Here is a 25,405-nt window from a genome sequence, read left to right as displayed (position 1 = left end):
GGAACGATAAGTTAACAAAAAGGTGCCAGGCACCTGAAAGTTAACTTAAATATAACGTCCAATAAGTTTTCCGGTGACCATAGCGGAGAGGATACACCCGTTCCCATACCGAACACGGAAGTTAAGCTCTCCAGCGCCGATGGTACTTGGGCTTGTCCCTGGGAGAGCAGGTCGTTGCCGGAACTATTTTTAAAAGAGCTCTTGGAGTAATTCCAAGGGTTCTTTTGCTATTTTAAGTTTAGGCACCTGGTCGGATTAGCTTTAAGCCTGTTATTGCGAACGCAGCGAAGCAATTCAAGATAAGGTTCTGGCCCAAAATACTTGTAAATTTTGGGCCAGTGCACTCTTAAGTAAAACTTACTTGTTTTTAAAATGGGAATACTGTAAAATATTTTAGTGATTGATTTGAATGGAGGAGAATCATTATGTCTGAAAATGTGGCTGAAAAAGGGACCTGGACGGTAAAGAAAGGCCTGGCCGAAATGCTTAAAGGCGGGGTCATTATGGATGTTACAACACCGGAGCAGGCAAAAATTGCCGAAGAAGCAGGAGCATGCGCAGTAATGGCGCTTGAAAGGGTGCCTGCTGATATACGTGCCGCCGGCGGTGTAGCCCGCATGGCCGATCCAACCGTAATATTAAGGATTATGGAAGCAGTTACTATACCTGTGATGGCCAAGGCCCGTATCGGTCACTTTGTCGAAGCCCAAATTCTTGAGGCACTTGGTGTTGATTATATAGATGAGAGTGAAGTTCTTACACCGGCTGATGAACAACATCACATCAATAAACATGAGTTTAAAGTACCATTTGTATGCGGTGCCCGTAACCTGGGGGAAGCGCTGCGTCGCATAGCTGAAGGTGCGGCCATGATTAGGACAAAGGGTGAGCCGGGAACCGGCAATGTTGTGGAAGCTGTGCGCCATATGCGAATGGTTATGGGTGAAATACGCAGGATTCAAAATATGCCAAAAGAGGAGCTAATGAGCGTAGCCAAGGAATTAGGTGCTCCTTATCATCTTTTACTGGAAGTTGCCGAAACCGGTAAATTACCTGTTGTTAATTTTGCCGCCGGAGGTATCGCGACGCCTGCAGATGCAGCTTTAATGATGCAGCTTGGTTGTGACGGTATATTTGTGGGTTCAGGTATTTTTAAATCTAAAGATCCCCAAGCAAGGGCTAAAGCAATTGTTGCCGCAACAACTCATTATCAAGACCCACAAATATTAGCTGAAATTTCCAGGAATTTGGGCGAGGCTATGCCCGGCCTGGAAATATCGTCAATAATGCCGGAACAGCGCATGCAAGACAGAGGATGGTAAAGGGGTATAAAAATGTTAATTGGTATACTTGCCTTACAGGGTGCTTTTCGAGAACACCAGTGGTCGTTTGAAAAATTGGGAGCCAGCACCCGGCAAATAAGAAAGCCGGGAGAATTGGACGGTATTGATGCCCTGGTTATTCCCGGTGGTGAAAGCACTACTATGGGCAAATTATTAAATGATTTCGATCTGATGGAGCCGATAAAACTAATGGCCAAGCAGGGTTTACCCATCTTTGGAACCTGCGCCGGGTTAATTATGCTGGCCAAAAGAATAAGAAATTCACAGCAACAAACTCTTGCCTTGATGGACATTGAGGTTGAGCGCAATGCCTTTGGCCGTCAGGTTGAAAGTTTTGAATTCAATTTAGACATACCCGTATTAGGTAAAGAACCTTACAATGCGGTTTTTATCAGGGCGCCATATATAACCGAGGTTGATACTGGAGTTGAAGTGCTGGCCCATTATGGTGAAAAGATTGTGTGCGCCAGGCAGGGCAGGTTTTTGGTGGCAGCTTTTCATCCCGAATTAACCGGTGATTTAAGAATTCATAAATATTTTGTGGAACAAGTTACTAATATATCAAATTAAAAAAACTGTTGCAAAAAAAAGATTGCTGTAGTAATATTTATTAGTAAATTACCATATGTTTTAAACCCGATGCAGGGGTAAAATAGCCGATTTGGCAATCATCAGAGAGCCGGTGGATGGTGAAAACCGGCGGTTGTTTTCGGTGAAAAGGCTCCCCGAAGGGGGTTCGCTGAAAAAAACAGTAGGCGGACACGGAGATCAGATCCGTTATTTGAATGAAGAGGACTCGTTTTATTATATTGCGATATTACGGGTCAATGTGGGTGGTACCGCGGGAGAAACGCCTCTCGTCCCTGTGTTGACAGGGACGAGAGGTTTATTTTTTTATTAATTTTTTGTTAAATCATATACATAATGGGGGAATAATTATGCAGGATAAACGCTATCTCATGATTCCGGGACCAACTCCCGTGCCGCCGAAGGTTGTGGCGGCCATGACAACGCCGATGTTTGGACACAGAACCCAGGAGTTTCAGGATTTACACAAAGAAATTGTCACTAAACTTCAAAAGGTGTTTCAAACAAAGAATGATATTTTTGTTTTAACCAGTTCCGGTACAGGTGGTATGGAAACTGCTGTAGCCAATACGGTCAGCCCCGGGGACAAGGTTTTGACCCTGGTGGGTGGTAAGTTTGGCGAGCGCTGGTCGGAACTGGCCAAAGCCTATGGTGCCGAGTTAATAGAGGAAAACTTTGAGTGGGGAACGCCCGTCAACCCGCAGGTTGTTAAAGACAGGCTGGCGGCCAATCCGGATATCAAGGTGGTTTTTGCCACTCAGAACGAAACATCCACCGGTGTAACCAATGATATTGAAAGTATCGGTAAAATAGTGGCTGAGACACCTGCCCTGCTTGTTGTAGATGGGGTAAGCGGTGTCGGCGGCATTGAAATCAAAGTTGACGAGTGGCATGTTGATATCTTAACTACCGGATCACAGAAGTCGTTGATGCTGCCGCCGGGTCTCGCTGTCCAGAGTGTTAGCGACAAAGCCTGGCAGGTAATTGAAAACAACAAGTCGCCGCGTTATTATTTTGATTTGGTTAAAGCGAGAAAATCCTTGGGTAAATGGAATACTGCATTTACACCCGCGGTATCTTTGTTTGTCGGGCTGAACACTTCATTGGATATGATGCTTGACGAAGGATTGGATAATGTCTATGCCCGCCATAAACTTTTGAGAGATGCTACCCGCGCCGCGATAAAAGCGCTTGGTTTAAAGTTATTGGCTGTTGACAGCTGCGCTTCACCTGTTATTACTTCCGTTTGCGCGCCGGAAGGTATCGGGGCTGATGATATCCGTAAAGTGCTAACCAATGAGTTTGGTATTACTTTTGCCGGCGGCCAGGCCCAGTTAAAAAATAAAATTTTCCGGGTTGCCCATATGGGTTTTGCCGGTAAAATGGATGTGTTGATAGCAATAAGCGGATTAGAAATGGCATTAAGCCGGGTTGGTTACCCGGTGGAACTGGGTTCCGGTGTTAAAGCGGCCCAGCAAGTATTTCTGGGGGTGCAAAAATAATGGCCATGTATAAAGTTTTAGTAATGGACGGCGTTTCTGAGAAGGGACTGGAACCCCTGAGGAATGAGCCTGAAATAGAAGTAGTAATTGGCAGTAAGATGACTGAGGATGAACTTATTGCAGTTATAGGTGAATATGATGCCATGATCGTGCGCAGCGCTACTAAGGTTACACCCCGGGTGTTTGACCATGCGCCCAAACTTAAAGTTGTAGGCCGGGCGGGCGTCGGTGTGGATAATATCGACCTTAACGCAGCCACTCAACACGGTGTGTTGGTTGTTAACGCCCCTGATGGGAATACCATAGCCGCTACGGAACATACCATAGCCATGATGCTGGCACTGGCCAGGAATATCCCCCAGGCTGTAGCCAAAATGAAAAATGGTGTTTGGGATAAAAAAGCATTTCTCGGGGTGGAACTGAGGGGAAAAACCCTGGGCATTATCGGTTTGGGAAGGATAGGCTCAGCGGTGGCCAGAAGGGCCCAGGCTCTGGAGATGGACATTGTCGCTTACGATCCATATATTACGGAGGAAAAAGCGGAGTCTATGGGCATTAAGCTGGTTACTTTCGATGAATTGCTCCCTGTGGCAGACTTTATTACCGTACACATGCCTAAAACCAAAGAAACGTATCATATGCTGGATGAGCGGGCCTTTGACATGATGAAGGATGGTGTAAGGATAATTAACTGCGCCCGGGGCGGTATTATCGAAGAGGAAGCACTTTACAAGTACATGAAAGAAGGTAAGGTAGCAGGTGCAGCCCTGGATGTTTTCGAAAAAGAACCTAACACAGAAAGCCCGTTGCTTGAACTAAATAATTTTATCGCTACCCCGCACCTGGGGGCGTCAACCGCTGAGGCCCAGCTGAACGTAGCCGTTGATGTGGCGGAGGAAATTGTTGATGCTCTAAAGGGTAAGGTGGTGCGTAATACTGTCAATATTCCTTCAATCAACCCGGAAGTGATGGTAAAAGTTAAACCTTACCTCAAGCTGGCTGAAAAACTGGGTAAATTTCAGGCCCAGCTGGTTGAGGGCAGGGTAACCAAGTTGGAGATTACCTTTAGCGGCGACCTGGCCGGGGAAGAGGTAAAGCCAATTACCACAGCTCTGGTTAAAGGGTTTTTGGACCCCATTCTGCAGGAGACGGTTAACTTCATCAATGCCCCCCTGCTGGCTAAAAACAGGGGCATCTCCGTGGCCCAGACTGTTAACGGTAAGGCAAACGGCTACGCCAGCCTGATCACCTTGAAGGTTACATCAGATAAAGGAGAAAAGACGGTATCAGGCACATTATTCAGGGATAACGACCCCAGGATAGTAATGATTGACGGGTGCAGGATTGACGCAGTGCCTGAGGGATACATGCTTTATGTTCCTCATATTGATAAACCGATGATTATCGGACCCGTAGGCATGTTGTTTGGAGAGCATAACATCAATATTGCCGGCATGCAAGTGGGCCGTAAAGAAGTGGGCGGCAAGGCCATTATGATGCTGTCGGTGGATGCCCCGGTACCCGAGGCGACCCTAAAAGCAATTGCGGAAATTGACGGGGTATTGGATGTTAAATTTGTCAGCCTCTAATTTTACTTGATTGCATAAATATGGTACAATTATGTCGGCGCAAGCCGGCATTTTTGTTTTATGTTTATTAGATTTTAATTTTTTGCCGGGGGTATTAGGCATGCTAGATTTAAAATTTGTTCGTAATAATCCGGATGTTGTCAAAGATGCCTTGAAAAAAAGAAATGCCAATATATCATTGGAGCCTTTTCTGAAGCTTGATGAACAGTGGCGGCAAAAGCTTGCCGAGGCTGAAAAATTAAAAAACAAGCGTAACGTGGTATCAGAGGAAATAGGGCGTTTGAAAAAAGCCGGCCGGCTGGCAGAGGATTTAGTGCTTGAAATGCGCGAAGTATCTGCCGCCATTAAAGATATGGACGATGAGATCCGTTTACTGGAACAAAAAATTCAGTTAACTTTGCTGGAAATTCCTAATCTACCCGACCAGAGCGTGCCCGTTGGCCTGGACGAAAACGATAACGTTGAAGTGCGCCGCTGGGGCGAGCCCAGGCAATTTGGCTTTGAGCCCAAACCTCACTGGGATATTGGTGAAGCATTGGATATTATTGATTTTGAGCGGGGAAGCAAGGTTACCGGTGCCAGGTTTACTTTTTACAAGGGCGCCGGGGCGGCGCTGGAACGTGCCGTCATCAATTTTATGCTGGACACCCATACCAGGGAACATGGTTATGTGGAAGTGCTTCCGCCGTTTATGGTGAACAGTAACAGTATGATTGGAACGGGCCAGCTGCCCAAATTTGCCGAAGACATGTTTAAGATCGAAAACACAGATTATTACCTTATTCCCACTGCCGAAGTGCCGGTAACCAATCTTTATCATGGTGAGATTTTAGAGGCAGAAAATTTACCCATTTACCACTGCGCCTACAGTGCTTGCTTTCGCGCAGAGGCCGGCGCGGCAGGACGTGATACCCGTGGGTTAATACGGCAGCACCAGTTTAATAAAGTTGAATTGGTTAAATTCACCCGGCCCGAGGAATCATACAAAGAGTTGGAAAAATTAACTGCGAACGCGGAAAAAATACTGCAGTTGCTGGGACTGCCCTACCGGGTGGTCACACTCAGCACCGGCGACCTGGGTTTCAGCTCGGCCAAAACATATGATATAGAAGTTTGGCTGCCAAGCTATAATGCTTACAAAGAAATTTCATCGTGCAGTAATTTTGTTGACTTCCAGGCCAGGCGTGCGAATATACGGTTCCGTGAAGGCAAGAGTAAGCCCCGGTTTGTTCATACCTTGAACGGTTCAGGGCTGGCCGTGGGCCGTACTGTGGCCGCAATTCTGGAGAATTACCAGACTGAAAACGGCACGGTAAAAATACCCGAGCCTCTACAGCCGTATATGGGTGGAAAAACAGAAATAAATTAACATGTTTTAGCGGAAAGGGTTTATTGACATGCCTTTTCCGCTATGCTATACTTTTAATTGTCTCTGGTTAAGGGATTTAGCTGGAGGGGTGTCCGAGCGGTTTAAGGAGGCGGTCTTGAAAACCGTTGAATCTTTACGGGTTCCGTGGGTTCGAATCCCACCTCCTCCGCCACTGGTTTATTACGGAGAGATGGCCGAGTAGGTCGAAGGCGGTCGCCTGCTAAGCGATTATACGGGCTAAAACTCGTATCAAGGGTTCGAATCCCTTTCTCTCCGCCAGAATTTAATAAGAAAGCCACGGAAAATAGCCGTGGCTTTCTTAACGAAGTTGATAAGCCAAACCGGTAAAAACACTCCATTAATTGGCATATTGACTTTAGAGGTTGTTTTTGTTATAATAATTACTGCAGCGTTAATGAACAGCTATGTGCCTGTGGCTCAATTGGATAGAGCATCTGACTACGGATCAGAAGGTTGGGGGTTCGAGTCCCTCCAGGCACGCCAAAAAATGCAGCGACACAATTTAAGCCCGTGTCGCTGCTATGTTATGCGCCCGTAGCTCAGAGGATAGAGCAGCGGTTTCCTAAACCGCGTGTCGGAGGTTCGAGTCCTTTCGGGCGCACCACTCAAAGTCAAGACCCGCAAGCGTTTGCGGGTCTTGTATTTCCAACGTATATCAATGCCTCGCGCCTGAGTCTCTAATTAATATTGATTGGTCTGATAAAGTGGTCTCACGTCAAAACCACTTTTAACTTCCCGCTGATATTTATTAATCAACTTATCCAGCCGCTGGCTTACCTGGAGCATCTTATCATAATTGTTGGGTTCATTTTTCGATATTTCGTAAAGTTTACGCCTTTCAACCTCTATATTAACTAAAAGCCTTCCCCAATTTAACAAGTCCATAGAAATCACCCGAGCGCAATAATAACATATTATTACAAATAAGTAAATACACCTGCAAAATATTGTATTAATTAGTTAATTTACCGAAGCTTTTATTGTTACTTTGAGTCAAAACATGTGTTTGATTTTTATTTACCAAAGGTTATATTTTTTAATTGGTGTGTAAAAGCTGTTTATAAGAAATAAAAAAAGGGTGTAGCTATTGCTACCCCTGCTTTTCGTTAATTGGTTTTTCATTTAATTACCGGCTACTTTTGCACCTTTGGTGTCCAAAAAAGACTTAAGTGTATTTTTTAATTTCTCGTCATCCAGTTCGCCCAGTATAATAATTACCAGGCTATCCTTAATTATTATTTTGAGTTCATCTTCTTCATGCTTATGGCCATGATGCTTTTTTTCATCGTTTGCCCATTCCATTTTATAATTACTCCTTTCAATTTTTTATCCCCTTTAGGGTTCTAAAATAGAGTATGCAACATGGTTAAAATTGGTTAATGTTTACAGTAAAATTATTTAAAAAAACTATTGGCACGGTTTTCTAGGGGTTTGGCGGTGTCGGTTACGAAGTTGAGAAAAACCAATCGCTATTGGTACGGCAGGATATCTATAAGATGGCCTGAATATTACTTGATAGTATAAGAAAATATTTTACAATGCTGCCTAATGAAATGAATCAAAAACGTTTAATATAGTTGGATATACTGACCATTGACAATGCGTTGTTAGACATTTATACTGGTTTTCTGGCAGGGACAGGTTTTATAGATATTTTTGTAGATATTATTTAGGAAGGAAATAGGTATGACTACAACAAACAAAGTAATGCTGGCACTAGTGGTTTCCGTTTTTGTATTTCTTAACTTTGGCACGTTCTATACTTTAGCTGATATTCCTAACGGGAATAAGGCTGCAGGGAATAATATGCCGCTAAGCCAGGTATTAGCCAACAACGATATTAAACAAGGTTCTAATGGCATGAAAATAATAGTTGACAAATCTGATAAGACTCTATCTATCTATCATAATGATACGCGGCTGAAGTCCTATCATGTTGAGCTTGGAGACGGTGGTCCCGGGGACAAGCAGTATTCAGGAGACCATAAAACCCCGGAAGGAACCTTTTATATTTGTGAAAAATCAGTTTTAACCCCGCCAGATAAATACCTTGGCACCAGATGGATGCGTTTGAGCTATCCAAATGCTGAAGATGCAGAGCGAGGTTTAACTAATGGATTGATTGATAAAACAGTTTACCAACAGATTTTGTCGGCTGTTCAAAGTGGGAAAATACCTCCCCAGCACACTGCTTTGGGCGGTGGAGTCGGCATTCATGGAGGGGGAGTACCCGAACTGGGCAGTAATTGGACATGGGGCTGTGTAGGTTTAACCAATAAAGATGTAGAAGATTTTTTTGATTATATCAACGTTGGTACGCCCGTTATAATTCAAAAGTAAAATACAAGAAGATTGGCATCATTGAGGTATGATATAGTTCAATCGTTCTCTTTAAGCCTGAATAAGCATAAAATAAACCATTGGGGCTAATACCATAACCTGGGAGGAGCTGCGATGGTTTATTTTTATGCTTTTTTAGGGATGATATGCTGGGGTTTGGCTCCATTATTCGGCAAAATGGCTCTTTATAATGTGAATCCAGTAACTGCTTTATCGCTGCGCACTATTTTGGCGGCAGCTCTGGTATTGGGATGGTTGGTAGGCACCCGGGGATTCGGCAATTTGCTTCAGGTTTCTCCTGTTTTTTGGTTTTTTATCTTGGCAGAATCTCTCCTGGCAACATTATTGGGTGACCTGGCCTATTTTGCCGCCTTAAAAAAAGGAAATATCAACCAGGTAACATTAATAGTCTCCTCTTCACCTGTGGTAACTATCCTATTTAGTTATATTTTTTTTGGTGAAACCCTGAACCATTATCAAATATTAGGAGCGCTATTAATAGGTGTAGGGTTGTTTCTGCTAATTAAATAATTGTTCCATCCATGTAACACCATGCTTGTTTTCTGCATAATATAACCGGGGTTTGAGAACAGAGTAGGAGTAAAAAGATCAAGGAATAAACAAAGTTTATGTCGAAATAAAAGGATAAGGAAAAAAGTATAGGGTTTAAATCACTGCCCTAATTTAAAGATAATGTCTTGTCTTTGAATGCGAGGTGACTGACATTTTGTATCATAAGCACGGTACGCCCATTATTTCGGAATTAAAAAGATACATCAGTGATGGTGTAATTAGATTTCATATGCCCGGTCATAAGGGAAAAAATAGTGATGGCAACCAACTAATGGAGTTGCTGGGACAAAAAGTATTTGAAATTGATGTAACCAATGTTCCTGGAATGGATGATTTGCATAATGCCCATGATGTAATAATGAATGCGCAAAACCTTGCAGCAAAAACATTTGGAGCTGAGAAAACCTATTTTTTAATTAATGGAAGTTCCTGTGGTCTGCAGGCCGTACTGATGGCTACTTGTAATCAGGGCGAAAAAATTCTGGTTCCAAGGAATATGCACCGTTCAATTTTAAGCGGAATTATATTAAGCGGTGCTATCCCGGTATTTTATAATCCGGAGTACAATAGTGAGTTTGGTATTTCACTGGGAACGTCTCCTGAATTAATAAAAACAAATCTGCAGCGGTATCCTGACATAAAAGCGGTTATTTTGGTCAGCCCCACCTATCATGGTATTACTTCCGACATTAAAAGTATTGCAGAGTTAGTACATTCTAAGAATATCCCTTTGCTTATTGACGAAGCGCACGGCCCACATTTATACTTTCATGATGAATTACCTCAGGGTGGAATTAATGCAGGAGCAGATGCCGTGGTACAAGGGACACATAAGCTGCTTTCTGCCTTTACGCAAGCCTCAATGCTGCATGTAGCAGGAGCTCTGATTAACCGGGAAAGGCTTGAAGCATCTCTTCGCCTGCTGCAAAGCACCAGCACGTCATACCTCCTGTTGGCTTCCCTTGATGCGGCAAGAGCACAAATGGAGGCCTGTGGCAACAGGTTAATTCAAAAATCTATTGATTTATCGTCTTACCTGAGGAATGAATTGAGGAATATAACTGGTTTAAAGGTATTGGATTTAGAAACAATTTGTGCCGATAATTGTTATAATCTTGATTCCACCAAGATTACAATATCGTTAAGAGATCTCGGAGTTACTGGATTTTGGGCTGAAAGATGGTTAAGGGAAAAACATGGTATCCAGGTGGAAATGTCTGATATGTTTAATCTATTGTTAATTATAACTTTTGGTAACAGTAAATCTGATGTGGACTGTTTTCTTAATGCACTCATTGAAATGAAAAAATACCTTAATTCCAACCAACCCATGGCATTTAAATTAAATGGCTATATGGATTCAATTCCGGTAATTCCGGAGCTTGCCATGCCGCCGAGGGACGTTTTTTTCAAACCAACGATGAGTTTGCCCATTAAGGACACAGCCGGAAAAATATGTTCCGAGGTGGTGGCTTGCTACCCACCGGGCATACCGGTGATCATTCCAGGGGAAGTTATTACCGGGGAAATAATTGAATACATCGAATATATGCGTCAGATCGGCGCAACTTTCCAGGGATGTAATGATACCACAATGCAAACTTTACTCGTTGTTAAATAGTATAAAATAAATACCGGTGATTTTGGCCCGCGCTCTATTATGCGCGGGCTTTACAATGTTCAAGCTATGTCCTTTTATTCTGTTAAAACATTTTCCCAAATGAGGATGGGGACTTTTTTTAAGCAGGAAATAAGGCTTGATAAAGAGAATTCACTTTTTTACTAGTTTGGGTAAATACCGGTGTTTTATGGGGGGGAAGGTGTGGAGTCTATGGAGTTAGCATTAATTACCGCTTCAATAGGGCTTGTGTGTATACTGTCGTTTCTATTATACTCAATGAGTGAAAAACAAAAGAAAAAAACATTAATGGTTGGCATGATTTCTAAATCACTTTTGGAATTAAATCAGAATAAAGAAATTTTAAAAATAATTTTACAAGCTTTAAAGCCCAGGGAGTTGACTATATCTCTGGAATCAATTAAAGAAAATCAAGAAGAAAAAAAACTAGGAAAAAAACCTTTGCCCATTGTGTTAGAACCCCCAATTTTTAAATATGAAGAAATTGAACTATTGAAAACGAACAATGAGTTCCTAATCTACTCTGATATAAGCATAAGCGTTGAATTAAATAATGTTATTTTAAGAATAAAGTACCTAAATCAATTATTCCCTGAACTAATGAACGTATCTGCTTTATCTACGGATGATTACAAGACAGCATATCATACCTATGAAATGATTGAAAAATTAGTAAAGGAATTTGAGGTTATGCTCACTAAACTAAAGAATTAAGTTAATAATTTTAACCCGGACCTCTTGGTCCTCTTTCAAGTTCTTTCTGTATAACAAAAAGCTTGAGCTTTCCGTCTTCATTGTTCAGTGACGGTATAGCAATTGTAACAAGATGATCCTCTTTTGCTAGTTGCTTTGCATGTGCATATATTGTGGTTGCCAATTGTGAGATGCTGTGATCGTATAATTGCATTTTCAGCATTTTTTCTGAATAAGTCATTTAAGATTCCTCCTCGCCCGGTAAAGGGTGGCTTGACACAGCGTAATCCGGGCGAATAAAAATTTTCAAAAGCTGCTCTAATAAAAGGTTGTCAAGAGTAGATATAATATGTTATACTGAGCTTTGCGGTAAGGGGGAACAGTTCCGGTGAATCATACCGGATATATGCGGGAGGCCATTGCTGAAGCTGAAAAGGCTTATGCCATAGGCGAAGTGCCCATAGGGGCGGTGGTGGTGCTTAATGACCAGATTATTGGCCGGGGCCACAACCTTAGAGAAACATTAAAGGATAGCACTGCTCATGCTGAAATAGTTGCCATGAGAGAAGCGGCTCAGCGGATCGGGGATTGGCGGCTGGATGGTTCAACAGTATACTGCACTGTTGAACCATGTCCCATGTGTGCCGGGGCAATGATTCAGTTTAGGGTAAAGACACTGATTTACGGCACGCAGGATCTAAAGGCAGGGGCTGTGGATTCAATCATGGATGTACTGCGTGAGCCAAGATTCAACCACCAGGTTGCTGTGGTTTCGGGCATACTGGAGGAAGAATGCCGGAAAATTATTCAGCGTTTTTTCCGGGAACTAAGGGATAAGAAGAAAGGTACTTAAACAGGAAACTTGATAAATTTGGAGAGATGGCCGAGATGGTCGAAGGCGCTCGACTCGAAATCGAGTAGACCGTTAGTAGCGGTCTCGTGGGTTCGAATCCCACTCTCTCCGCCAAATTGCATATAAACCAAGGGGTTATCGCTGATGTAGGCGATAACCCCTTGAACATTTTTGTGCCAAAAGCGGGCCGCAGCCGACGGTCCAGCCGGCGATGGTCGCCAATTGGCCGCCGTAATAGGTGAAAAAGGTTGCAAATAGAGGACAATGGAGATAAGTAAGGTTTAATATTCAACTTCAAACGGTACAATAATTGGGCGATTGACAATTTTAAGTTTGGCCTTTTCGGGATAAAAGACGAAATGCATTGCTGATGTGAAGAATTCCGAACCAGACATCGTCCTTTGTTTATTGGATTCGTAGCCAAAAGGAGCAAGTACAAAATAGGCAAGGCTTCCAATAGCCTGTTTGAACTGGTCAAAATCCTTCTTGTTTTTCTGTAATTCCTGGAGATAAGGTTTATAGAGGGTCTCAATGTCAGTATAGACGCCAAAAAGGGCTGGTTTTTCAAGGCGACAAGCTTCCATCATGCGTAGAATAGAATTGGTGCTGGTGAGCAAGTTAAAAATTCCTTGGAAAGTTTGATTATACCTTAAGCCTTGATACTTCGGGTATTTGTCAATGAAATCGTCAAGCGAATAAGGGAATGCCCCAGAATGATTAGGGTTTTGCTTTAGAAACTCATCAAATGTCATGGCAAGAACCTCCCTGGATTAAATTTGTCAGTCTGAAAAGGTAAGCTGATATATATAAGGTAGCAAATATAATCCAAGGAGTCAAGCCTGTTTTTTGTAAAACTTATGTGATTTTATTGTGACAATTGCTGGTGGTTGTTGTGCTCCAACTTCTGGAATATGCCCATATCGATTTTGTCTGCCACTTCCTTCTGCATGTCCGACAGCACGTGGGAGTACAGGTCCAGGGTTATAGATATGGACGAGTGCCCCAACCGGCTAGATGCCACTTTAGGCTGGACACCATACTTCAGCATCAGGGTGGCGTTGGAGTGCCAGTTATATAACGCGTTACATAAGCGGCACTATGGGAAGCAAATGATTATGTTACGTGTTAGTTAAAATATCCTCACCATCGTGGAAGAAATCAGATGTTTTGAAACTTCTTAATGCTGTTGATCGAGGAAACCCGGTAGGCAAGAGGGATTATGCCATCCTTCTCCAGTCGTAAGGCTGGGTCTTAGGGCAAGCGATGTAAAAACACTTAAACTTAACAGTCTTGACTGGAACAGGAAGAAACTCGTAATCATCCAGACCAAGACACGGCAGACTTTAGAACTCCCACTCCTGGATGATATTGTGGGACAGGTGGGGTCAGGCTTGAAATATTTCCTTTTGGTTTAGTTTGATTAGATGAGGCCGTGATGCCAAAGTCTTAGAGTAGTGGAAGAGTAAGTGAATAATTCAAGCCTGACCCCCTTGCACACAATAAACGGTATATTCTCCACCGCTTATAGCAACCCCTTGAGCAACCCCTTGTAGCTCATTTTCAAATCCCGGAAAGCGCTTGTTGAAATTTTGGTAAAATTGTAAATATTTAACCAGCAACGAGTTGAACCTTTCTCCCGGCATAATAACCGGTATCCCCGGCGGGTATGGTGTCACCATGACGGCAGCTATCTTGCCGGCCAGTTCAGCTATTTTAACCGGCTTAACATTGGCGGCCGTCAGCTCCCGGTAGGCGCCGGCCGGTGTCAGGCATTGCTCCGGCAAATAGGCATATACGGATTTAAACAGTTGATGATAATTTATAGCTTTTAAGAATGAATGCATTTCCTGACAGAGGGCACGGATAGTCATGCCGGCGGGATAATAACCGGCCAGTTCGGGAAAAACCTCCCCTAAGGGCGGATTAGTATCATAGACCTTTTTAAATGCAAATAATTCCGCCAGCAGGGTACCTGATTTTCCACTGGTTATCCCTATGGAAAACAATATCAGGAATGAGTAAAAACCGGTTTTTTCAGCAACGATTCCCCGGCTGTTTAAAAACTTAGTTACTATGGGGGCGGGAAGAACGGGGCCGGTTATCCGGTCGGGTTCTTCCATGCCCGGGGTCAGCACGGTTACTTTGATGGGATCCAGCATGGCGTAGTTGTCGGCAATCTTTTCAAAACCGTGCCAGTTGTCATCAGGCCTTAATATCCAGCAGGCCGGGTCGGTATTTAACGTATAATCATCAACCTGGTCCCAATCCTGTCCTTCGATGGCAGGAGGCTGCCATACTTTAAACCACCAGTTGCCATACAGGTTTAATTCTTTGTCTATTTGAACCATTTTTTTGCGGAAAATGTTCGCTTCTTCAATGGCGGACCGGGTCATTGACCGCCCGAAACCGCCTTCCATCATTTTGGCTGCCATGTCCAGTGAGGCGATAATCCCGTATTGGGGCGAAGTTGAGGCATGCATCATATAAGCTTCATTAAACCTGTCATGGGAAAAACCACCTGTTTGATCCATGATGTGTATCATGGACGCCTGTGAAAAAGCGGCCAGCAGTTTATGCGTTGACTGGGTGGCAAAAATCAAATTATAAGCGGGATCTTTGGGCCGGCAAAAAGTGGCGCACCTGTCTGTATAGATGGGATTAAACCTGGCGTAAGCGTACCAGGCTTCGTCAAAAAGTATATGCTCGGTAACACCGGTTCCGTTTTGCTGCAGCCTTTCCTTGATCATTCCCACGTGGTAACAGATCCCGTCATAGGTGGAATTGGTAATGACGGTTATTTTAACTTTCCCGGTCTGGTCACTGAGCAAGGGGCAGTCCTTTATTTTTTTATTGATTGCATTGACACTTAACTCATCAGCGTGAACAGGGCCGATAATACCGTAATTGTTTCTGTATGACCGTAGATAAATAGGTATTGCCCCGGTAATGATCACCGCCTGCATGATAGACTTGTGGCAATTTCTATCCACTAGAACCAGATCACCCGGCTTTACCACGGCCTGCAGCACGATGCGGTTTGATGTGGATGTACCGTTGGTTACGAAATAGGTTATGTCAGCACCGAATATCCGGGCTGCATTGACTTCCGCTTCATGTATTGCCCTGGTATGGTCAAGCAGTGATCCCAATTCGGGTACTGATACCGAAATGTCTGCGCGAAAAGCATTTTCCCCGAAAAAACTGTGAAAAATCCTGCCGGCCGGGGATTTTAAAAACGCTACACCGCCCATGTGCCCGGGCGTGTGCCAGGCATACTTGGATTCCCCGGTATATTTGATTAAAGCCCTGAAGAAAGGCGGCAAAAGGCCATCCAGGTATTTTTTAACCGCGTTTTCTATTCTGCCGGCAATAAAACCGGGAGTATCCTCGGTTTTCCAGATATACCCGTTGATTCTTTTAATGGTGTCTACCGGTATGTTTTTAATCTCCAATTTATCAGTCATTAAAAAAATGGGGATGGCTTCATTTCTTTCCCTAAACAGAGCGACAAGTTTGCCCAGCTGAGACATTGATCTATAGGCGCCGGCCTTATTCCAGCCCAGCAAAATGCAGCTTATTTCAGAGCCGGCAGATAAGGCAAGACGCTGGTCAAAAACATCCGTTTCCAGCTCGATTACTGCCAGTCCCCTGTTGATTAGGACGGTAATTACTTTTCTTAGGGCCATTCCTTCAATATTGTCAGCTTTAAGTTGATTATCAATGACCAAGACCGGAAAATTTTCATATAAATTCATGCCTGCCACTCCATGCAGATAAGGGCTCCGCAGTTGGTGCGAAGCCCTTTCTTTCATTTATCTTTTACCCCGCCGTAACGCCGGTCCCGCTCCTGGTAATCAACCAGGGCGCGCAGTAAATGTATACGCCTGAAGTCCGGCCACAAGACATCAGTAAACCAAATTTCTGAATAAGCAATCTGCCAAAGCAAAAAATTACTTATCCTTTGATCACCCGAGGTCCTGATTAATAAATCCGTCTCTGGCTGGCCCGCGGTATATAAGTATTTTTCAACGGTTGTGGAATCAATTTGGTATGCTTTTAGTTTTCCCTTCTCAACGGCAGAGACGATCTCGCGGATAGCCTGTGTTAGTTCTAATCGCCCCCCGTAATTTAAGGCCAGGTTTAAAACAAGTCCATTATTACCAAGGCTATGTTGTACGGCCCTATTTAAAGCATCCCGGGCCCGTTGGGGCAACTCCTGCAAAACGCCGATAGGGTTAATCCGCACGCCTTTTGCGTATAGATCTATTAATTCGTTGGTCAAATATTCAACTAAGAGATGCATGATGTTGTCAATTTCCTGCTGGGGCCTTTTCCAATTTTCTGTGGAAAAACAAAATGCCGTCAATACTTTGATTTCCAAATCACAGCAAGCATTGATAACTTCTTTAAGAGATTTGACACCAGCATGGTGGCCTAAAAAGCGGGGCAAACCCTGTTTAATTGCCCAACGGCCATTTCCATCCATGATAATGGCAATATGTTTGGGCAGCGTTTGTTTGTTGAGTATTTTTAATAATTCCTGCTCTTCATGTTCAACTTCGTTAGGGAGGTTAAGTTGGTTTTTCATTTTTTTTGCCCCATGATAAATTTTTTGTAAGTTATAACCAGTCCTTGTGGCCTTTGTAGTTATATAGTATGATTTTTTGTAAAAATTTGTGAATCTCCTGACTAAACCGAACGTAATTTCATTTTGGGGCATAATATAGTATTATTTGTGGACCGCTTATCCATGAGCAATTTATACTAAAGAGGGTGATCAAATAATTAAGCATATAATTTTTGATTTTGATGGGACTATTGTTGACTCGAGATATCTGGCAATTGAATCTATTAATACACTGGCTAAAAAATATAAATTTCAATCCATAAAAGAAGATGAATTGGAAGACCTGCGCACGTTATCATTAATTGGCAGGTGCAGAAAAATAAATCTTCCTATCTTCAAAATTCCGTTTATCTTATTTGAATTAAATCAGCTTTATGGTAAATCAATTAATTCTCTGAAAATATATAAGGGTTTAAAGACTGTTATTGGGGAACTTAAAAAGGCCGGTCTAAAACTCAGTATCGTGTCTTCAAATTCTATTGAAAACATTAATGAATTCTTAAAAAATAGAGAGATCAATGTTTTTGACAACGTTTATTCGTCGGGGAGTTTTTTTAACAAAGACAGGGCAATAGCACACCTTATGAGGAAATACAATTTAAACAGTCAAGAAGTCGTTTATATTGGTGATGAAATCAGGGATACAATCGCCTGCAAAAAGAACAATGTCCGGATAATTGCTGTTTCATGGGGATATGATTCTAAAGAATTGCTTAAAAAAGCCAATCCTAATTATATTGTTGATAACCCTTCACAAATTATTGAACTGATCAAAGCAGAAATATAGCCTGCGATGTTAAAGCTGTAACGCGCGCTTTCTGCCTAAAATTGTGTTGCAATGGAGTTTCTTAATATAATTGACATACAATTTAGTGTGCTGGTTTTAGGTTTGGTGGCAGTGGTAGCTATTTAAAGCCCGGGGAAGTAGCAACCATAATTGGGGCTACGGAGCCGGGAAGTCTACACTGCTTAATGCCATAGCCGGGGTAATACCTTTAGACCTGGGCCGGATTATCTTGGACGGCAAAGAGATCCAGTGCCAGAGGGAACACATCCGGGCGGGAAGTATCGGGCGTTTATTTCATGACCCGATGATGGGAGCTGCTGCATCTATGACCATTGAAGAAAATCGTTTTGGCATTGCGCAGGGGGAAGCCTTTAAACTATAGCAATCAAAACGCCTGGCCTTACTTTAGGAAAGGCAATTGACTCAACTATTTCAGGTAGTTTTAGCCGGAGTTTAATGTTTCTTTTCCAGAATCCGCACCACAGCTTCATGGTTTCCTTCACGGGCCAGCGATAAGGCCGTCAGCCCGCTTTCACTACGCATGTCGGGGTCGGCGCCGGCAGTCAGCAACATATTGACAGTCAATGCATCACCCATGTATGCGGCGACCATCAGCGCCGTTATTCCGTCACTGCTGCAGGCATTTACACTGGCGCCTTTGTCCAGCAGCTCCCGTACTACACTGGAATGACCGTTTTTGGCCGCCAGCATTAGGGCTGTGGCTCCATAAATGTCCCCTGTATCAGGGTCCATTCCTTCATTTAGAAATACCTGCACCATAGAGCTGATCCCTTCCTGGCAGCACTTTAAAAAAGTCTCCTGGCCAAGGGTGTACGCAAAGACAGCATCTCCCGCATTTACCAGGCCGCCTTTGACTACCCGGCCAAAGCGGCCCTCGCGGCTGACAATGTAAGGGCGCCCGTGCTCCTTGAATTCGTCCTTCCCTATATGTATAATTTTAATTACAGCCTCACCAATGCTGACAAAATTCCCCACAGCCAGTTCCGGCAATGCAACGCCGGTAATAGTAAAATTCTCAGTATAACCACCGCTTAATACCTCTTCTTTTTTTTCCGGAGGTACTTTTTCCAGGCACTCAACCGGGAAAATACTCACCTGCCTGTCCCAGTCGCCACCATGGGCGTCACCTTTCAGACCCCACCCCTCAACAACTTCAACTTGCTCAACACTGGTTTTTTCAATTCCCTTGACCTTACTTACATTGATAGCAAGAACTTTCCCCATTACATATCCCTTTCATGTTAAAGAAATTTATTTCTAAATTATTTCAAACAGTTGTCCACATTTTATACCGGGTAATTTTTTATTGTCAATTTAAAAGGTGTAAAGTAGTGCCTGAAATACATTTATTCTTTTTAAACAAGCCGCGAAAAGGGGCGGCTTGTTTAATGATGCAAGAGTATAATTTTATAAAAAATTTTTATAAAAAATTACAGAGGAGAAACTGGTGAGCACATTGGAGTATAACGAGTTAACTATGGAGCATTTTCAAAACCCCCGTAATGTTGGGGTGGTTAAAGATGGAAACGGGTATGGAAAGATCGGTGAACTAGGGTGTGGAGATATATGTGAAATCACCGTGCGCATTGAAAATAATACTATTGAAGACTTTAAATTTAGAGTTTATGGTTGTGCGGGTGCCATAGCAACCTCCAGTGTAATTACCGAAATGGCCCAAAAGAAAAGTATAGATTTTGCTTTACAATTGACCGATGATGATGTGGTGGAGCAACTTGGCGGACTGCCGGAAGGGAAAAAACATTGGATGACCACATAGTTGACATATTATTGGATTCCGCCGCAATGGGTTACAACGTTGTTGAAAGGGAAGGGGTTTCTTTTGAGCACCCGGCAAAGTTTATACTCGTTGGAACAATGAATCCGGAGGAAGGGGAATTAAGGCCCCAGCTTTTGGATCGGTTTGGTTTATGCGTTAATATTACCGGGATTACAGACCCCGGACTAAGGGTTGAAGTGATTAAGCGCAGGTTAATATTCGAAGCGGACCCGCAGGCATTTGCCGGCAAGTGGGAAGAGGAAGAAGAAAAAGTCCGCCGCGACATCATTTTGGCTAAAAAATCCTGCCAGATGTGGTTATTTCCGACGTGTTCCTTTTTATCATAGCCAAAATTGCTATTGAAGTGGGTGTTGACGGTCACAGGGCGGACATTACCATGATCAAGACAGCTAAAACTATGGCTGCTTTAAATGGAAGAAAAGAAGTTAATGATGAGGATGTTCTTAATTCAGTTAACTTGGCGCTGCAGCATAGAATGCGGCGACGCCCTTTTCATGAACCGAATGTTGACAGAGAAATGCTTCAAAATGTCATTAACGGCCTGGGTCTAAGCCCATGCAGCAGATGTAATCATTAACAGTAGGTTTATCCAATGGATAATATTTACAAACAAATTGATTTAGCTGAAGTATATTAGAGTTTTAACGAGATATTTTAAATAAACAGTTATTAATGGTAAAATAAGGCATTTGCCTGTGTGTGTTAGTATAGTACCTAAAACACGCTACCATCGGCGCCGCTCACTTAAATGGTCGTGTCAAAAACACAGGAGGTGCTCATTATATGAGATATTATAAGAATTATACCGGGGAGAGCTTGGCAAAATTTTATAAGCAAAATGAAAAAGGTGTTGTAACCGCCGAATGCGGGGGCCGGGCGGAAATGGTCCAAGGTGTCGTAAAACTGGGTGCGTCTGCAGCCATATCTGCAGCCATAATGGAGGATAGTCCGGGCATCATGTTACCGTTGGGCAGGGGGCACCCAAGGGTTATTCCATATTAAGGCCGGAACAGTACTTGGGTGGATAGATAACTAAATAATCGAGTCATAATTTTAAAAAATTTAAAAATCAGGCCTGATACTTTAACATAAATGCTGGCTGCATTTTGACATGAATATACCTGCTAACATTTTTTAATCTGCAGAAAAATAGGGTTCTGTAGGCATCGGACCTACAGAACCCCTTGGTCCATTGTACATATTAGTAAAATCGGCGGGCTTCCCACGCCCCTGCTGGCTCCCTAGATACTGTGGATCAACCTTGTTACAGAGTGCCTGCCGGCCATGGCTCTTGCTGCCGACCCGCCCCAGGCGAATTGTATGCGCCGTCCGCCGGTCAGACCCGAAAAAATGATTTTTTCTAATAATGCAAAAAAAGAAATCATCCGCAAGGGGATCATGGCCGGGATTACCACCTTCGGTGTATACGCCGGCGGTATGGATGCCGGGTGGCCCCAGGCAAAAGCCCGCACTATGGCGTTTTCCCACCTGGTAATGAGCCGGGTATGCAACATTTTCGACAGCCGCCGGGCCGGCTGGGACGCAAGCGGGCCCGGAACCGGCAACCGGTATATCCTGCCTGCTGCCGGTGTATCCACTGCCATGTTGCTGTTGACCATGTATGTGCCTGTTTTGCGACCGCTCTACTCCAAAGGACCTGGGCATATCGACTAAATATGAAGGATTGTCCTCCGTGCGCATTAATGATGTTAAAAATGTCTTTTTTGCTACGCTGGCCACAGACGGGTCCCTTTACGTGATCTTAAAAAAGAGAAACATTAGAATTAACCCTTCTACACCTTCAGATAATGGGACAGCGTAACCAGGGGCCAGACATGGCGGTAACTGTGGTAGTGAATGTAAAACCCTCCCGGTAAACCCGCTCCGGTGGGATAAGCAGAAGCAATGCCGGTATCTGCCGTCAGCAGTAACAGTGCTTCTATGCCACTGGTGACGGCAGGTGTATCACGCAGCCCTGCTGCAATTAAGGCGTCTATGGCCCAGGCTGTCTGGGACGGGGTGCTGAAGCCCAGCGGCATATATTTTCTTTCCACATCGCTTAAACAAGATTCACCCCAGCCCCCGTCAGGGTTTTGAATGGATAGCAGCCATTGTACAGCTTTTTGGACAGCTTTATGGCCCGGGCTTACTCCTGCAGCCACCAGCCCGGTTACGGCCGCCCAGGTGCCGTAGATATAAGCGATTCCCCACCGGCCGTACCATGCCCCGTTTGATTCCTGATTTATCAGCAGCCATTCCACTCCTCTCCGAACGTGGTTACTGGAACCCAGCCCGGCGTAGTTGCATAAAAACTCAACGGCTCTACCGGTTAAATCTACAAATGAAGGGTCTGTCAGCACCGGTTTGACGTCGGGGGTGGGCAGAAAGTCCAGCCATTTTTTATTGGTGTCTTTCTCGAAAGCGGCCCAGCCGCCGTCGCTGTTCTGCATGCTCAACAACCAGGCCAGCCCGGCTTTCCAGGCTTCGCCCAGGGTTTCGGGATAGCGGGCGGCCGGCCGGTACAGCGCCCGTAACGTATAAGAAGTGTCGTCAACGTCCGGGTTGATCGTGTTGGTCCTGGAAAACCCCCACCCCCCGGGGTGCCCCCGGTGGTTGTGGACCTGCCAGTCGCCGTACCGGGTTTGCTGTTTGGACAGCAGAAAAGCGGCGGCTTTATTGACGGCGGGATTGCTGCAAAGGAGCCCGGCTTCCTGCAGGGCATAGGTGATTAAAGCGGTGTCCCAGACAGTGGATGTAGTCTCCTGCTGGTGATAGTTAACCCCTGTGTGGCAGACCATTTTTTTAAGGCCGCTGATTGCTTTGGTAATTACGGGGTGCCTTGCTTCATAGCCCAGCGCCAGCAGGGCAAAAATCATTAAAAAGGTGGATGTAAAATAGCAATAAAGCGTGCCGTCTATCTCGGTTCTGGCCAGCATGTACCTTTCGAGCTTTTTTAAGGCCAGGTCGTGGATTTCGTTTAAAGGCAAGGGGATGTTTTTTAATCCCGACTTTATAGCTTTTAGTAAGAACCCGGGCAGATCGACCGGCGGTGCCGGGGTGGGTGGATAGAGATCTGAAAGATCAGGGCTATCCGGCCGGGTAAGAGTAAATTCTTTATCCCGGCAAATCATTAGTGGCGCCGAGTGCACCCGGACATAGCCGGCAAAATCATAAAAGTTGATTGGCAGCCAGGTAGGTAGCAATATCATTTGCACCGGGAAGTCTGGCGTGTTTTTCCATGGATAGTGGCCGGTGAGGGCAAGCATCGCCTTGGTCAGTGAGCCGGCCTGGTGCGGTCCCCCCTTGGCCCGAATAAAAGCACGGGCTTTTTGCATCAGCGGGTCGTCTTTGCTTTTGCAGCCGGTTAAAAGCAAGGCATAATAGCATTCTATGGTGGCGGATAAATTGCCTTCCGGTTCATCAGAAAAAAGTTTCCAGGCGCCGGAAGGTTCCTGCCTGGCAATGATCCTGCGCGCCAGCTCATATATGAGGGTATGATCCTGTATATTCAAATGTCTTAAAAGAATTATCATATAAGAGTCGGTTAAGTTTGCACTTTCAAAACAATAACACCATGAACCGTCCGCCGCCTGGGAATTCACCAGGTAAGCGGTTATGCCGGCGATCTTTTCGTAAACTTGTGCCTGCAAATTGCCCGAAGCCAAAGTAATTACCCCTTTTTGCTTTTTCTTTAATTTATGCTTCTGAAAGCCGGCGGGGGACACAAAAAAGTATATTTATGTATGTAGCTGGTAAAGAAACCAAGAAAAACGTTATAATTAAACTAAAAATAATTTTACCGATTCCACTTTTTAAGTCTGTTTTATTTAACAGATTGGTAGAATCAAGTCCTTGCTGTGGCAAGAAACTGTCATTGCGAGCGTGGGATGCAATTTCAAAATAAGACCAAATCTTTGTCTATTTAATAGGTTGAACACAGTACATGGTTGAATCTTTTCTATACGAAATTAAGCCCCAAAATAATGAATGGGGCGGGAAAGTAAGAAGGCGAAGTAACTAATGGTAAAATTCTGGGATGCCCATGTGCATTTATTCCCCCAACCGCTGTTCAAGGCCATCTGGCGCTGGTTTGAAAATTTTGGCTGGGAGCTTCCCTATGCAAACTTGGATGTTGAAAGATATGTTGTCTACTTGCGGCAGATGGGCATGGAGCGTGCTTTTTTGTTGACCTATGCCCACAAGCCGGATATGTCGCTTAATCTGAATAAATGGGTTCGGGATACCTGCCGGCAATATCCTTGTTTCATTCCTTTTGCCTGTATCCACCCACGGGATGGTAATTTGGAACAAGTAATTTCAACGGTACTGGATGATTGGCAGTTTGCCGGCTTTAAATTGCAGTTGGCGGTGCAGCAATTTGCCGCTGATGACCCCGGGCTGGATCCTGTTTACCAGGCTGCTTTTGAGCGCCAAAAACCTGTTATTATTCATACCGGCACGGCGCCATATCCCCCCGGTTCCCCATATCTGGGTCTGGACCATATGGAAAAGGTTATGAAAAAATGGCCCGAATTGAAAGTGGTTATTCCCCATTTGGGATTAAATGAAATGGACAAGGCTTTTTCTTTTGTGGAAAGGTACCCCAATATTTACCTTGACACCTCCTGGGTGTTGGACAAGCCCGAGTTAAAATTACCGCTAGAACGGCTGGCTGCTTTTATGGAACGATTCCCGGAGAGGTTTTTATATGGCAGCGATTTTCCAATTCTGGAGCGCAAGCCGGAATATGGTTTAGAAGGGCTGTTACAGCTTGGATTAACGAAGCAAACGCTGGAAAATGTTTTAATTCATAATGCTCGCCAGTTACTAGAACACGATAAGATCTGATTTCTGTATAGTTTTTTAAAAACTTTTTAAAATACTTTTTAAAATACCATATAGAAAGGATTTGAATTCATGGAAAGCAAAGTTGTTTATTTTGAAAGTATTAAAGAGGATAATACCGAGTCAACTTTTAATTTAGTAAAAGAAAGAATGAACAACCTGGAAGTCAAAAAATTGGTGCTTGCTTCCACCACCGGTGCGACAGCCCGCAAGGCCATGGATTTTTTTAAAGATAGCGGGGTCAAATTGATTGTGGTTCCCCACCAGTTTGATTTTGTCAGAAAGGAAAACCCGTTTCCCCGGGAGTTGGTAACAACTTTACGGGACGCGGGCCATGAAGTTCATTTTGGCACCATGCTTTTCCACACCGACAGCATGTACGGGTCAACTACTCCAAGTGTAATGGCCAACCTGCTGCGCTGCTTTAGCCAGGGGGTTAAAGTATGCTTCGAAATAGTTCTCATGGCCACGGATGCGGGGTATTTGAAAAGCGGCGAAAAACTGATCGCCATGGCCGGGACAGGCCGGGGTTCTGATACCGCCCTGGTAATGCAGGCGGCCTCTTCGCAAAATATTAAAAAACTGCGGGTTAATGAAATAATTTGTAAACCCCTCAATCCATTGAATATAGATGAATTAAAGGGAAAAATGGATTCAAGGAAAGGGGACGCACCTCCTCTTTAGGGTCGCCATTTGAGGATCGGAGGCCACTGGTGCTGTTGGCGCGAAGGTTTGAATAAAAAAGTTAAGATTTATCAAAGTTTATGATGCAAACTGATGCGGCACCTGATATAATAATAAAGTTGGCCTTTGATTG

Annotated in this window: 28 protein-coding genes, 5 tRNA genes, 1 rRNA gene and 1 other annotated feature; of the genes, 25 read left to right on the top strand and 9 right to left on the bottom strand. The window is 44.0% G+C overall.

Features of this window, described 5'->3' with window-relative positions:
• Positions 1-69: 69 nt before the first annotated feature.
• The 10 genes from rrf (at position 70) to H569_RS0106590 (ending at position 7,016) form a co-directional block, all read left to right on the top strand.
• Positions 70-183, top strand: a 5S ribosomal RNA gene (gene rrf, locus H569_RS0106640).
• Positions 184-437: 254 nt separating this feature from the next.
• Positions 438-1,322: a pyridoxal 5'-phosphate synthase lyase subunit PdxS gene (pdxS, locus tag H569_RS0106635; protein WP_027364356.1), complete on the top strand. Its 885-nt coding sequence runs from the start codon at positions 438-440 to the stop codon at positions 1,320-1,322.
• A gap of 12 nt (positions 1,323-1,334) precedes the next feature.
• Positions 1,335-1,913 (top strand): pyridoxal 5'-phosphate synthase glutaminase subunit PdxT, encoded by a 579-nt coding sequence (pdxT, locus tag H569_RS0106630; RefSeq protein ID WP_027364355.1) that lies wholly within the window; start codon positions 1,335-1,337, stop codon positions 1,911-1,913.
• Positions 1,914-1,973: 60 nt separating this feature from the next.
• Positions 1,974-2,211: a binding site (T-box leader), on the top strand.
• Positions 2,212-2,281: 70 nt separating this feature from the next.
• A complete protein-coding gene (locus H569_RS0106620; protein WP_027364353.1) occupies positions 2,282-3,433 on the top strand; it encodes a pyridoxal-phosphate-dependent aminotransferase family protein in 1,152 nt (383 codons plus the stop codon).
• 5 nt (positions 3,434-3,438) lie between these two features.
• Positions 3,439-5,022 (top strand): phosphoglycerate dehydrogenase, encoded by a 1,584-nt coding sequence (gene serA, locus H569_RS0106615; protein ID WP_027364352.1) that lies wholly within the window; start codon positions 3,439-3,441, stop codon positions 5,020-5,022.
• A gap of 100 nt (positions 5,023-5,122) precedes the next feature.
• A complete protein-coding gene (gene serS / locus H569_RS0106610) occupies positions 5,123-6,391 on the top strand; it encodes a serine--tRNA ligase (protein ID WP_027364351.1) in 1,269 nt (422 codons plus the stop codon).
• An 82-nt stretch (positions 6,392-6,473) separates the two neighbouring features.
• Positions 6,474-6,563, top strand: a tRNA-Ser gene (locus H569_RS0106605).
• Between the two features lie 12 nt (positions 6,564-6,575).
• A tRNA-Ser gene (locus H569_RS0106600) sits at positions 6,576-6,670 on the top strand.
• 148 nt (positions 6,671-6,818) lie between these two features.
• Positions 6,819-6,895, top strand: a tRNA-Arg gene (locus tag H569_RS0106595).
• Positions 6,896-6,940: 45 nt separating this feature from the next.
• Positions 6,941-7,016 (top strand) — tRNA-Arg (locus H569_RS0106590).
• A 77-nt stretch (positions 7,017-7,093) separates the two neighbouring features.
• Here H569_RS0106590 and H569_RS19480 read toward each other — a convergent pair.
• Both H569_RS19480 and H569_RS0106580 read right to left on the bottom strand, forming a co-directional pair.
• Complete coding sequence (locus H569_RS19480; protein WP_034629759.1) at positions 7,094-7,297, bottom strand: aspartyl-phosphate phosphatase Spo0E family protein; 204 nt, start codon at positions 7,295-7,297, stop codon at positions 7,094-7,096.
• A gap of 237 nt (positions 7,298-7,534) precedes the next feature.
• Complete coding sequence (locus H569_RS0106580; protein ID WP_027364350.1) at positions 7,535-7,714, bottom strand: hypothetical protein; 180 nt, start codon at positions 7,712-7,714, stop codon at positions 7,535-7,537.
• 384 nt (positions 7,715-8,098) lie between these two features.
• On the opposite strand from H569_RS0106580, the gene H569_RS19475 reads away from it, so the two are divergent.
• The 4 genes from H569_RS19475 (at position 8,099) to H569_RS0106560 (ending at position 11,678) form a co-directional block, all read left to right on the top strand.
• The gene (locus H569_RS19475) at positions 8,099-8,752 is read left to right on the top strand and encodes a L,D-transpeptidase family protein (RefSeq protein ID WP_051273378.1); all 654 of its coding nucleotides are present in this window, start codon (positions 8,099-8,101) and stop codon (positions 8,750-8,752) included.
• A gap of 114 nt (positions 8,753-8,866) precedes the next feature.
• Positions 8,867-9,283: an EamA family transporter gene (locus tag H569_RS0106570; RefSeq protein ID WP_027364349.1), complete on the top strand. Its 417-nt coding sequence runs from the start codon at positions 8,867-8,869 to the stop codon at positions 9,281-9,283.
• 196 nt (positions 9,284-9,479) lie between these two features.
• Positions 9,480-10,946 carry an aminotransferase class I/II-fold pyridoxal phosphate-dependent enzyme gene (locus H569_RS0106565; RefSeq protein WP_034629755.1) on the top strand — a complete coding sequence of 489 codons (1,467 nt, stop codon included), beginning with the start codon at positions 9,480-9,482 and terminating at the stop codon, positions 10,944-10,946.
• A gap of 201 nt (positions 10,947-11,147) precedes the next feature.
• Positions 11,148-11,678: a hypothetical protein gene (locus H569_RS0106560; RefSeq protein ID WP_027364347.1), complete on the top strand. Its 531-nt coding sequence runs from the start codon at positions 11,148-11,150 to the stop codon at positions 11,676-11,678.
• 10 nt (positions 11,679-11,688) lie between these two features.
• On the opposite strand, the gene H569_RS0106555 is transcribed toward H569_RS0106560, so the two are convergent.
• The gene (locus H569_RS0106555) at positions 11,689-11,898 is read right to left on the bottom strand and encodes a hypothetical protein (RefSeq protein ID WP_027364346.1); all 210 of its coding nucleotides are present in this window, start codon (positions 11,896-11,898) and stop codon (positions 11,689-11,691) included.
• Between the two features lie 147 nt (positions 11,899-12,045).
• Between H569_RS0106555 and tadA the strand changes: the two genes are divergently transcribed.
• Entirely contained in the window at positions 12,046-12,510 is a 465-nt protein-coding gene (gene tadA / locus H569_RS0106550) for a tRNA adenosine(34) deaminase TadA (protein WP_027364345.1), read from the top strand.
• A gap of 20 nt (positions 12,511-12,530) precedes the next feature.
• Positions 12,531-12,624 (top strand) — tRNA-Ser (locus H569_RS0106545).
• A gap of 167 nt (positions 12,625-12,791) precedes the next feature.
• Here H569_RS0106545 and H569_RS0106540 read toward each other — a convergent pair.
• The 4 genes from H569_RS0106540 to H569_RS0106530 all read right to left on the bottom strand — a co-directional run bounded on the left by H569_RS0106540 (position 12,792) and on the right by H569_RS0106530 (position 17,098).
• Positions 12,792-13,262 carry a hypothetical protein gene (locus H569_RS0106540; RefSeq protein WP_027364344.1) on the bottom strand — a complete coding sequence of 157 codons (471 nt, stop codon included), beginning with the start codon at positions 13,260-13,262 and terminating at the stop codon, positions 12,792-12,794.
• 113 nt (positions 13,263-13,375) lie between these two features.
• Positions 13,376-13,531: a hypothetical protein gene (locus H569_RS21695; protein ID WP_238492484.1), complete on the bottom strand. Its 156-nt coding sequence runs from the start codon at positions 13,529-13,531 to the stop codon at positions 13,376-13,378.
• Between the two features lie 454 nt (positions 13,532-13,985).
• Positions 13,986-16,265 (bottom strand): Orn/Lys/Arg family decarboxylase, encoded by a 2,280-nt coding sequence (locus H569_RS0106535; protein WP_027364343.1) that lies wholly within the window; start codon positions 16,263-16,265, stop codon positions 13,986-13,988.
• 53 nt (positions 16,266-16,318) lie between these two features.
• Positions 16,319-17,098 carry an isoprenyl transferase gene (locus H569_RS0106530; protein WP_027364342.1) on the bottom strand — a complete coding sequence of 260 codons (780 nt, stop codon included), beginning with the start codon at positions 17,096-17,098 and terminating at the stop codon, positions 16,319-16,321.
• 169 nt (positions 17,099-17,267) lie between these two features.
• Between H569_RS0106530 and H569_RS0106525 the strand changes: the two genes are divergently transcribed.
• Both H569_RS0106525 and H569_RS21690 read left to right on the top strand, forming a co-directional pair.
• Positions 17,268-17,924 (top strand): HAD hydrolase-like protein, encoded by a 657-nt coding sequence (locus tag H569_RS0106525; RefSeq protein WP_309294777.1) that lies wholly within the window; start codon positions 17,268-17,270, stop codon positions 17,922-17,924.
• Between the two features lie 178 nt (positions 17,925-18,102).
• A complete protein-coding gene (locus tag H569_RS21690) occupies positions 18,103-18,306 on the top strand; it encodes an ATP-binding cassette domain-containing protein (RefSeq protein WP_309294776.1) in 204 nt (67 codons plus the stop codon).
• Between the two features lie 71 nt (positions 18,307-18,377).
• On the opposite strand, the gene H569_RS21685 is transcribed toward H569_RS21690, so the two are convergent.
• A complete protein-coding gene (locus H569_RS21685) occupies positions 18,378-19,169 on the bottom strand; it encodes an ankyrin repeat domain-containing protein (RefSeq protein WP_081410898.1) in 792 nt (263 codons plus the stop codon).
• Between the two features lie 223 nt (positions 19,170-19,392).
• Here H569_RS21685 and H569_RS19465 point away from each other — a divergent pair, with 223 nt between their 5' ends.
• The 5 genes from H569_RS19465 to H569_RS0106485 all read left to right on the top strand — a co-directional run bounded on the left by H569_RS19465 (position 19,393) and on the right by H569_RS0106485 (position 21,417).
• Entirely contained in the window at positions 19,393-19,722 is a 330-nt protein-coding gene (locus H569_RS19465) for an iron-sulfur cluster assembly scaffold protein (protein ID WP_114679262.1), read from the top strand.
• The gene (locus H569_RS23065) at positions 19,707-20,069 is read left to right on the top strand and encodes a hypothetical protein (RefSeq protein WP_027364339.1); all 363 of its coding nucleotides are present in this window, start codon (positions 19,707-19,709) and stop codon (positions 20,067-20,069) included. The genes H569_RS19465 and H569_RS23065 overlap by 16 nt, the downstream gene beginning before the upstream one ends.
• Positions 20,051-20,320, top strand: a complete 270-nt coding sequence (locus H569_RS23060) for a hypothetical protein (protein WP_027364338.1) — start codon at positions 20,051-20,053, stop codon at positions 20,318-20,320. Before H569_RS23065 ends, H569_RS23060 begins: the two co-directional genes overlap by 19 nt.
• 206 nt (positions 20,321-20,526) lie before the next feature.
• Positions 20,527-20,745, top strand: coding sequence for a hypothetical protein (locus tag H569_RS0106490; protein ID WP_027364337.1), 219 nt, complete (start codon positions 20,527-20,529; stop codon positions 20,743-20,745).
• Positions 20,746-20,988: 243 nt separating this feature from the next.
• A complete protein-coding gene (locus H569_RS0106485) occupies positions 20,989-21,417 on the top strand; it encodes a cation-translocating P-type ATPase C-terminal domain-containing protein (protein ID WP_309294775.1) in 429 nt (142 codons plus the stop codon).
• Between the two features lie 119 nt (positions 21,418-21,536).
• On the opposite strand, the gene shc is transcribed toward H569_RS0106485, so the two are convergent.
• Positions 21,537-23,408, bottom strand: a complete 1,872-nt coding sequence (shc, locus tag H569_RS0106480; RefSeq protein WP_114679261.1) for a squalene--hopene cyclase — start codon at positions 23,406-23,408, stop codon at positions 21,537-21,539.
• A 355-nt stretch (positions 23,409-23,763) separates the two neighbouring features.
• On the opposite strand from shc, the gene H569_RS0106475 reads away from it, so the two are divergent.
• Positions 23,764-24,591, top strand: a complete 828-nt coding sequence (locus H569_RS0106475) for an amidohydrolase family protein (RefSeq protein WP_027364334.1) — start codon at positions 23,764-23,766, stop codon at positions 24,589-24,591.
• A gap of 69 nt (positions 24,592-24,660) precedes the next feature.
• The gene (locus H569_RS0106470) at positions 24,661-25,272 is read left to right on the top strand and encodes a pyruvate kinase alpha/beta domain-containing protein (protein WP_027364333.1); all 612 of its coding nucleotides are present in this window, start codon (positions 24,661-24,663) and stop codon (positions 25,270-25,272) included.
• Positions 25,273-25,405 lie beyond the last annotated feature (133 nt).

This window comes from Desulfotruncus alcoholivorax DSM 16058 (genome assembly GCF_000430885.1).
GTDB classification, from domain to species: Bacteria; Bacillota; Desulfotomaculia; order Desulfotomaculales; family Desulfallaceae; genus Desulfotruncus; species Desulfotruncus alcoholivorax.
This window is presented reverse-complemented; position numbering and strand designations above follow the sequence as displayed.

Coding starts and splice junctions, on each gene's coding strand:
- H569_RS0106475 (WP_027364334.1), top strand. CDS start 23,764: ATGGTAAAATTCTGGGATGCCCATGTGCATTTATTCCCCCAACCGCTG.
- H569_RS0106555 (WP_027364346.1), bottom strand. CDS start 11,898: ATGACTTATTCAGAAAAAATGCTGAAAATGCAATTATACGATCACAGC.
- H569_RS0106570 (WP_027364349.1), top strand. CDS start 8,867: ATGGTTTATTTTTATGCTTTTTTAGGGATGATATGCTGGGGTTTGGCT.
- H569_RS0106580 (WP_027364350.1), bottom strand. CDS start 7,714: ATGGAATGGGCAAACGATGAAAAAAAGCATCATGGCCATAAGCATGAA.
- H569_RS19475 (WP_051273378.1), top strand. CDS start 8,099: ATGACTACAACAAACAAAGTAATGCTGGCACTAGTGGTTTCCGTTTTT.
- H569_RS0106490 (WP_027364337.1), top strand. CDS start 20,527: ATGAGATATTATAAGAATTATACCGGGGAGAGCTTGGCAAAATTTTAT.
- pdxT (WP_027364355.1), top strand. CDS start 1,335: ATGTTAATTGGTATACTTGCCTTACAGGGTGCTTTTCGAGAACACCAG.
- H569_RS0106535 (WP_027364343.1), bottom strand. CDS start 16,265: ATGAATTTATATGAAAATTTTCCGGTCTTGGTCATTGATAATCAACTT.
- serA (WP_027364352.1), top strand. CDS start 3,439: ATGTATAAAGTTTTAGTAATGGACGGCGTTTCTGAGAAGGGACTGGAA.
- H569_RS0106470 (WP_027364333.1), top strand. CDS start 24,661: ATGGAAAGCAAAGTTGTTTATTTTGAAAGTATTAAAGAGGATAATACC.
- H569_RS21685 (WP_081410898.1), bottom strand. CDS start 19,169: ATGGGGAAAGTTCTTGCTATCAATGTAAGTAAGGTCAAGGGAATTGAA.
- H569_RS0106530 (WP_027364342.1), bottom strand. CDS start 17,098: ATGAAAAACCAACTTAACCTCCCTAACGAAGTTGAACATGAAGAGCAG.
- H569_RS0106620 (WP_027364353.1), top strand. CDS start 2,282: ATGCAGGATAAACGCTATCTCATGATTCCGGGACCAACTCCCGTGCCG.
- serS (WP_027364351.1), top strand. CDS start 5,123: ATGCTAGATTTAAAATTTGTTCGTAATAATCCGGATGTTGTCAAAGAT.
- H569_RS0106540 (WP_027364344.1), bottom strand. CDS start 13,262: ATGACATTTGATGAGTTTCTAAAGCAAAACCCTAATCATTCTGGGGCA.
- H569_RS19480 (WP_034629759.1), bottom strand. CDS start 7,297: ATGGACTTGTTAAATTGGGGAAGGCTTTTAGTTAATATAGAGGTTGAA.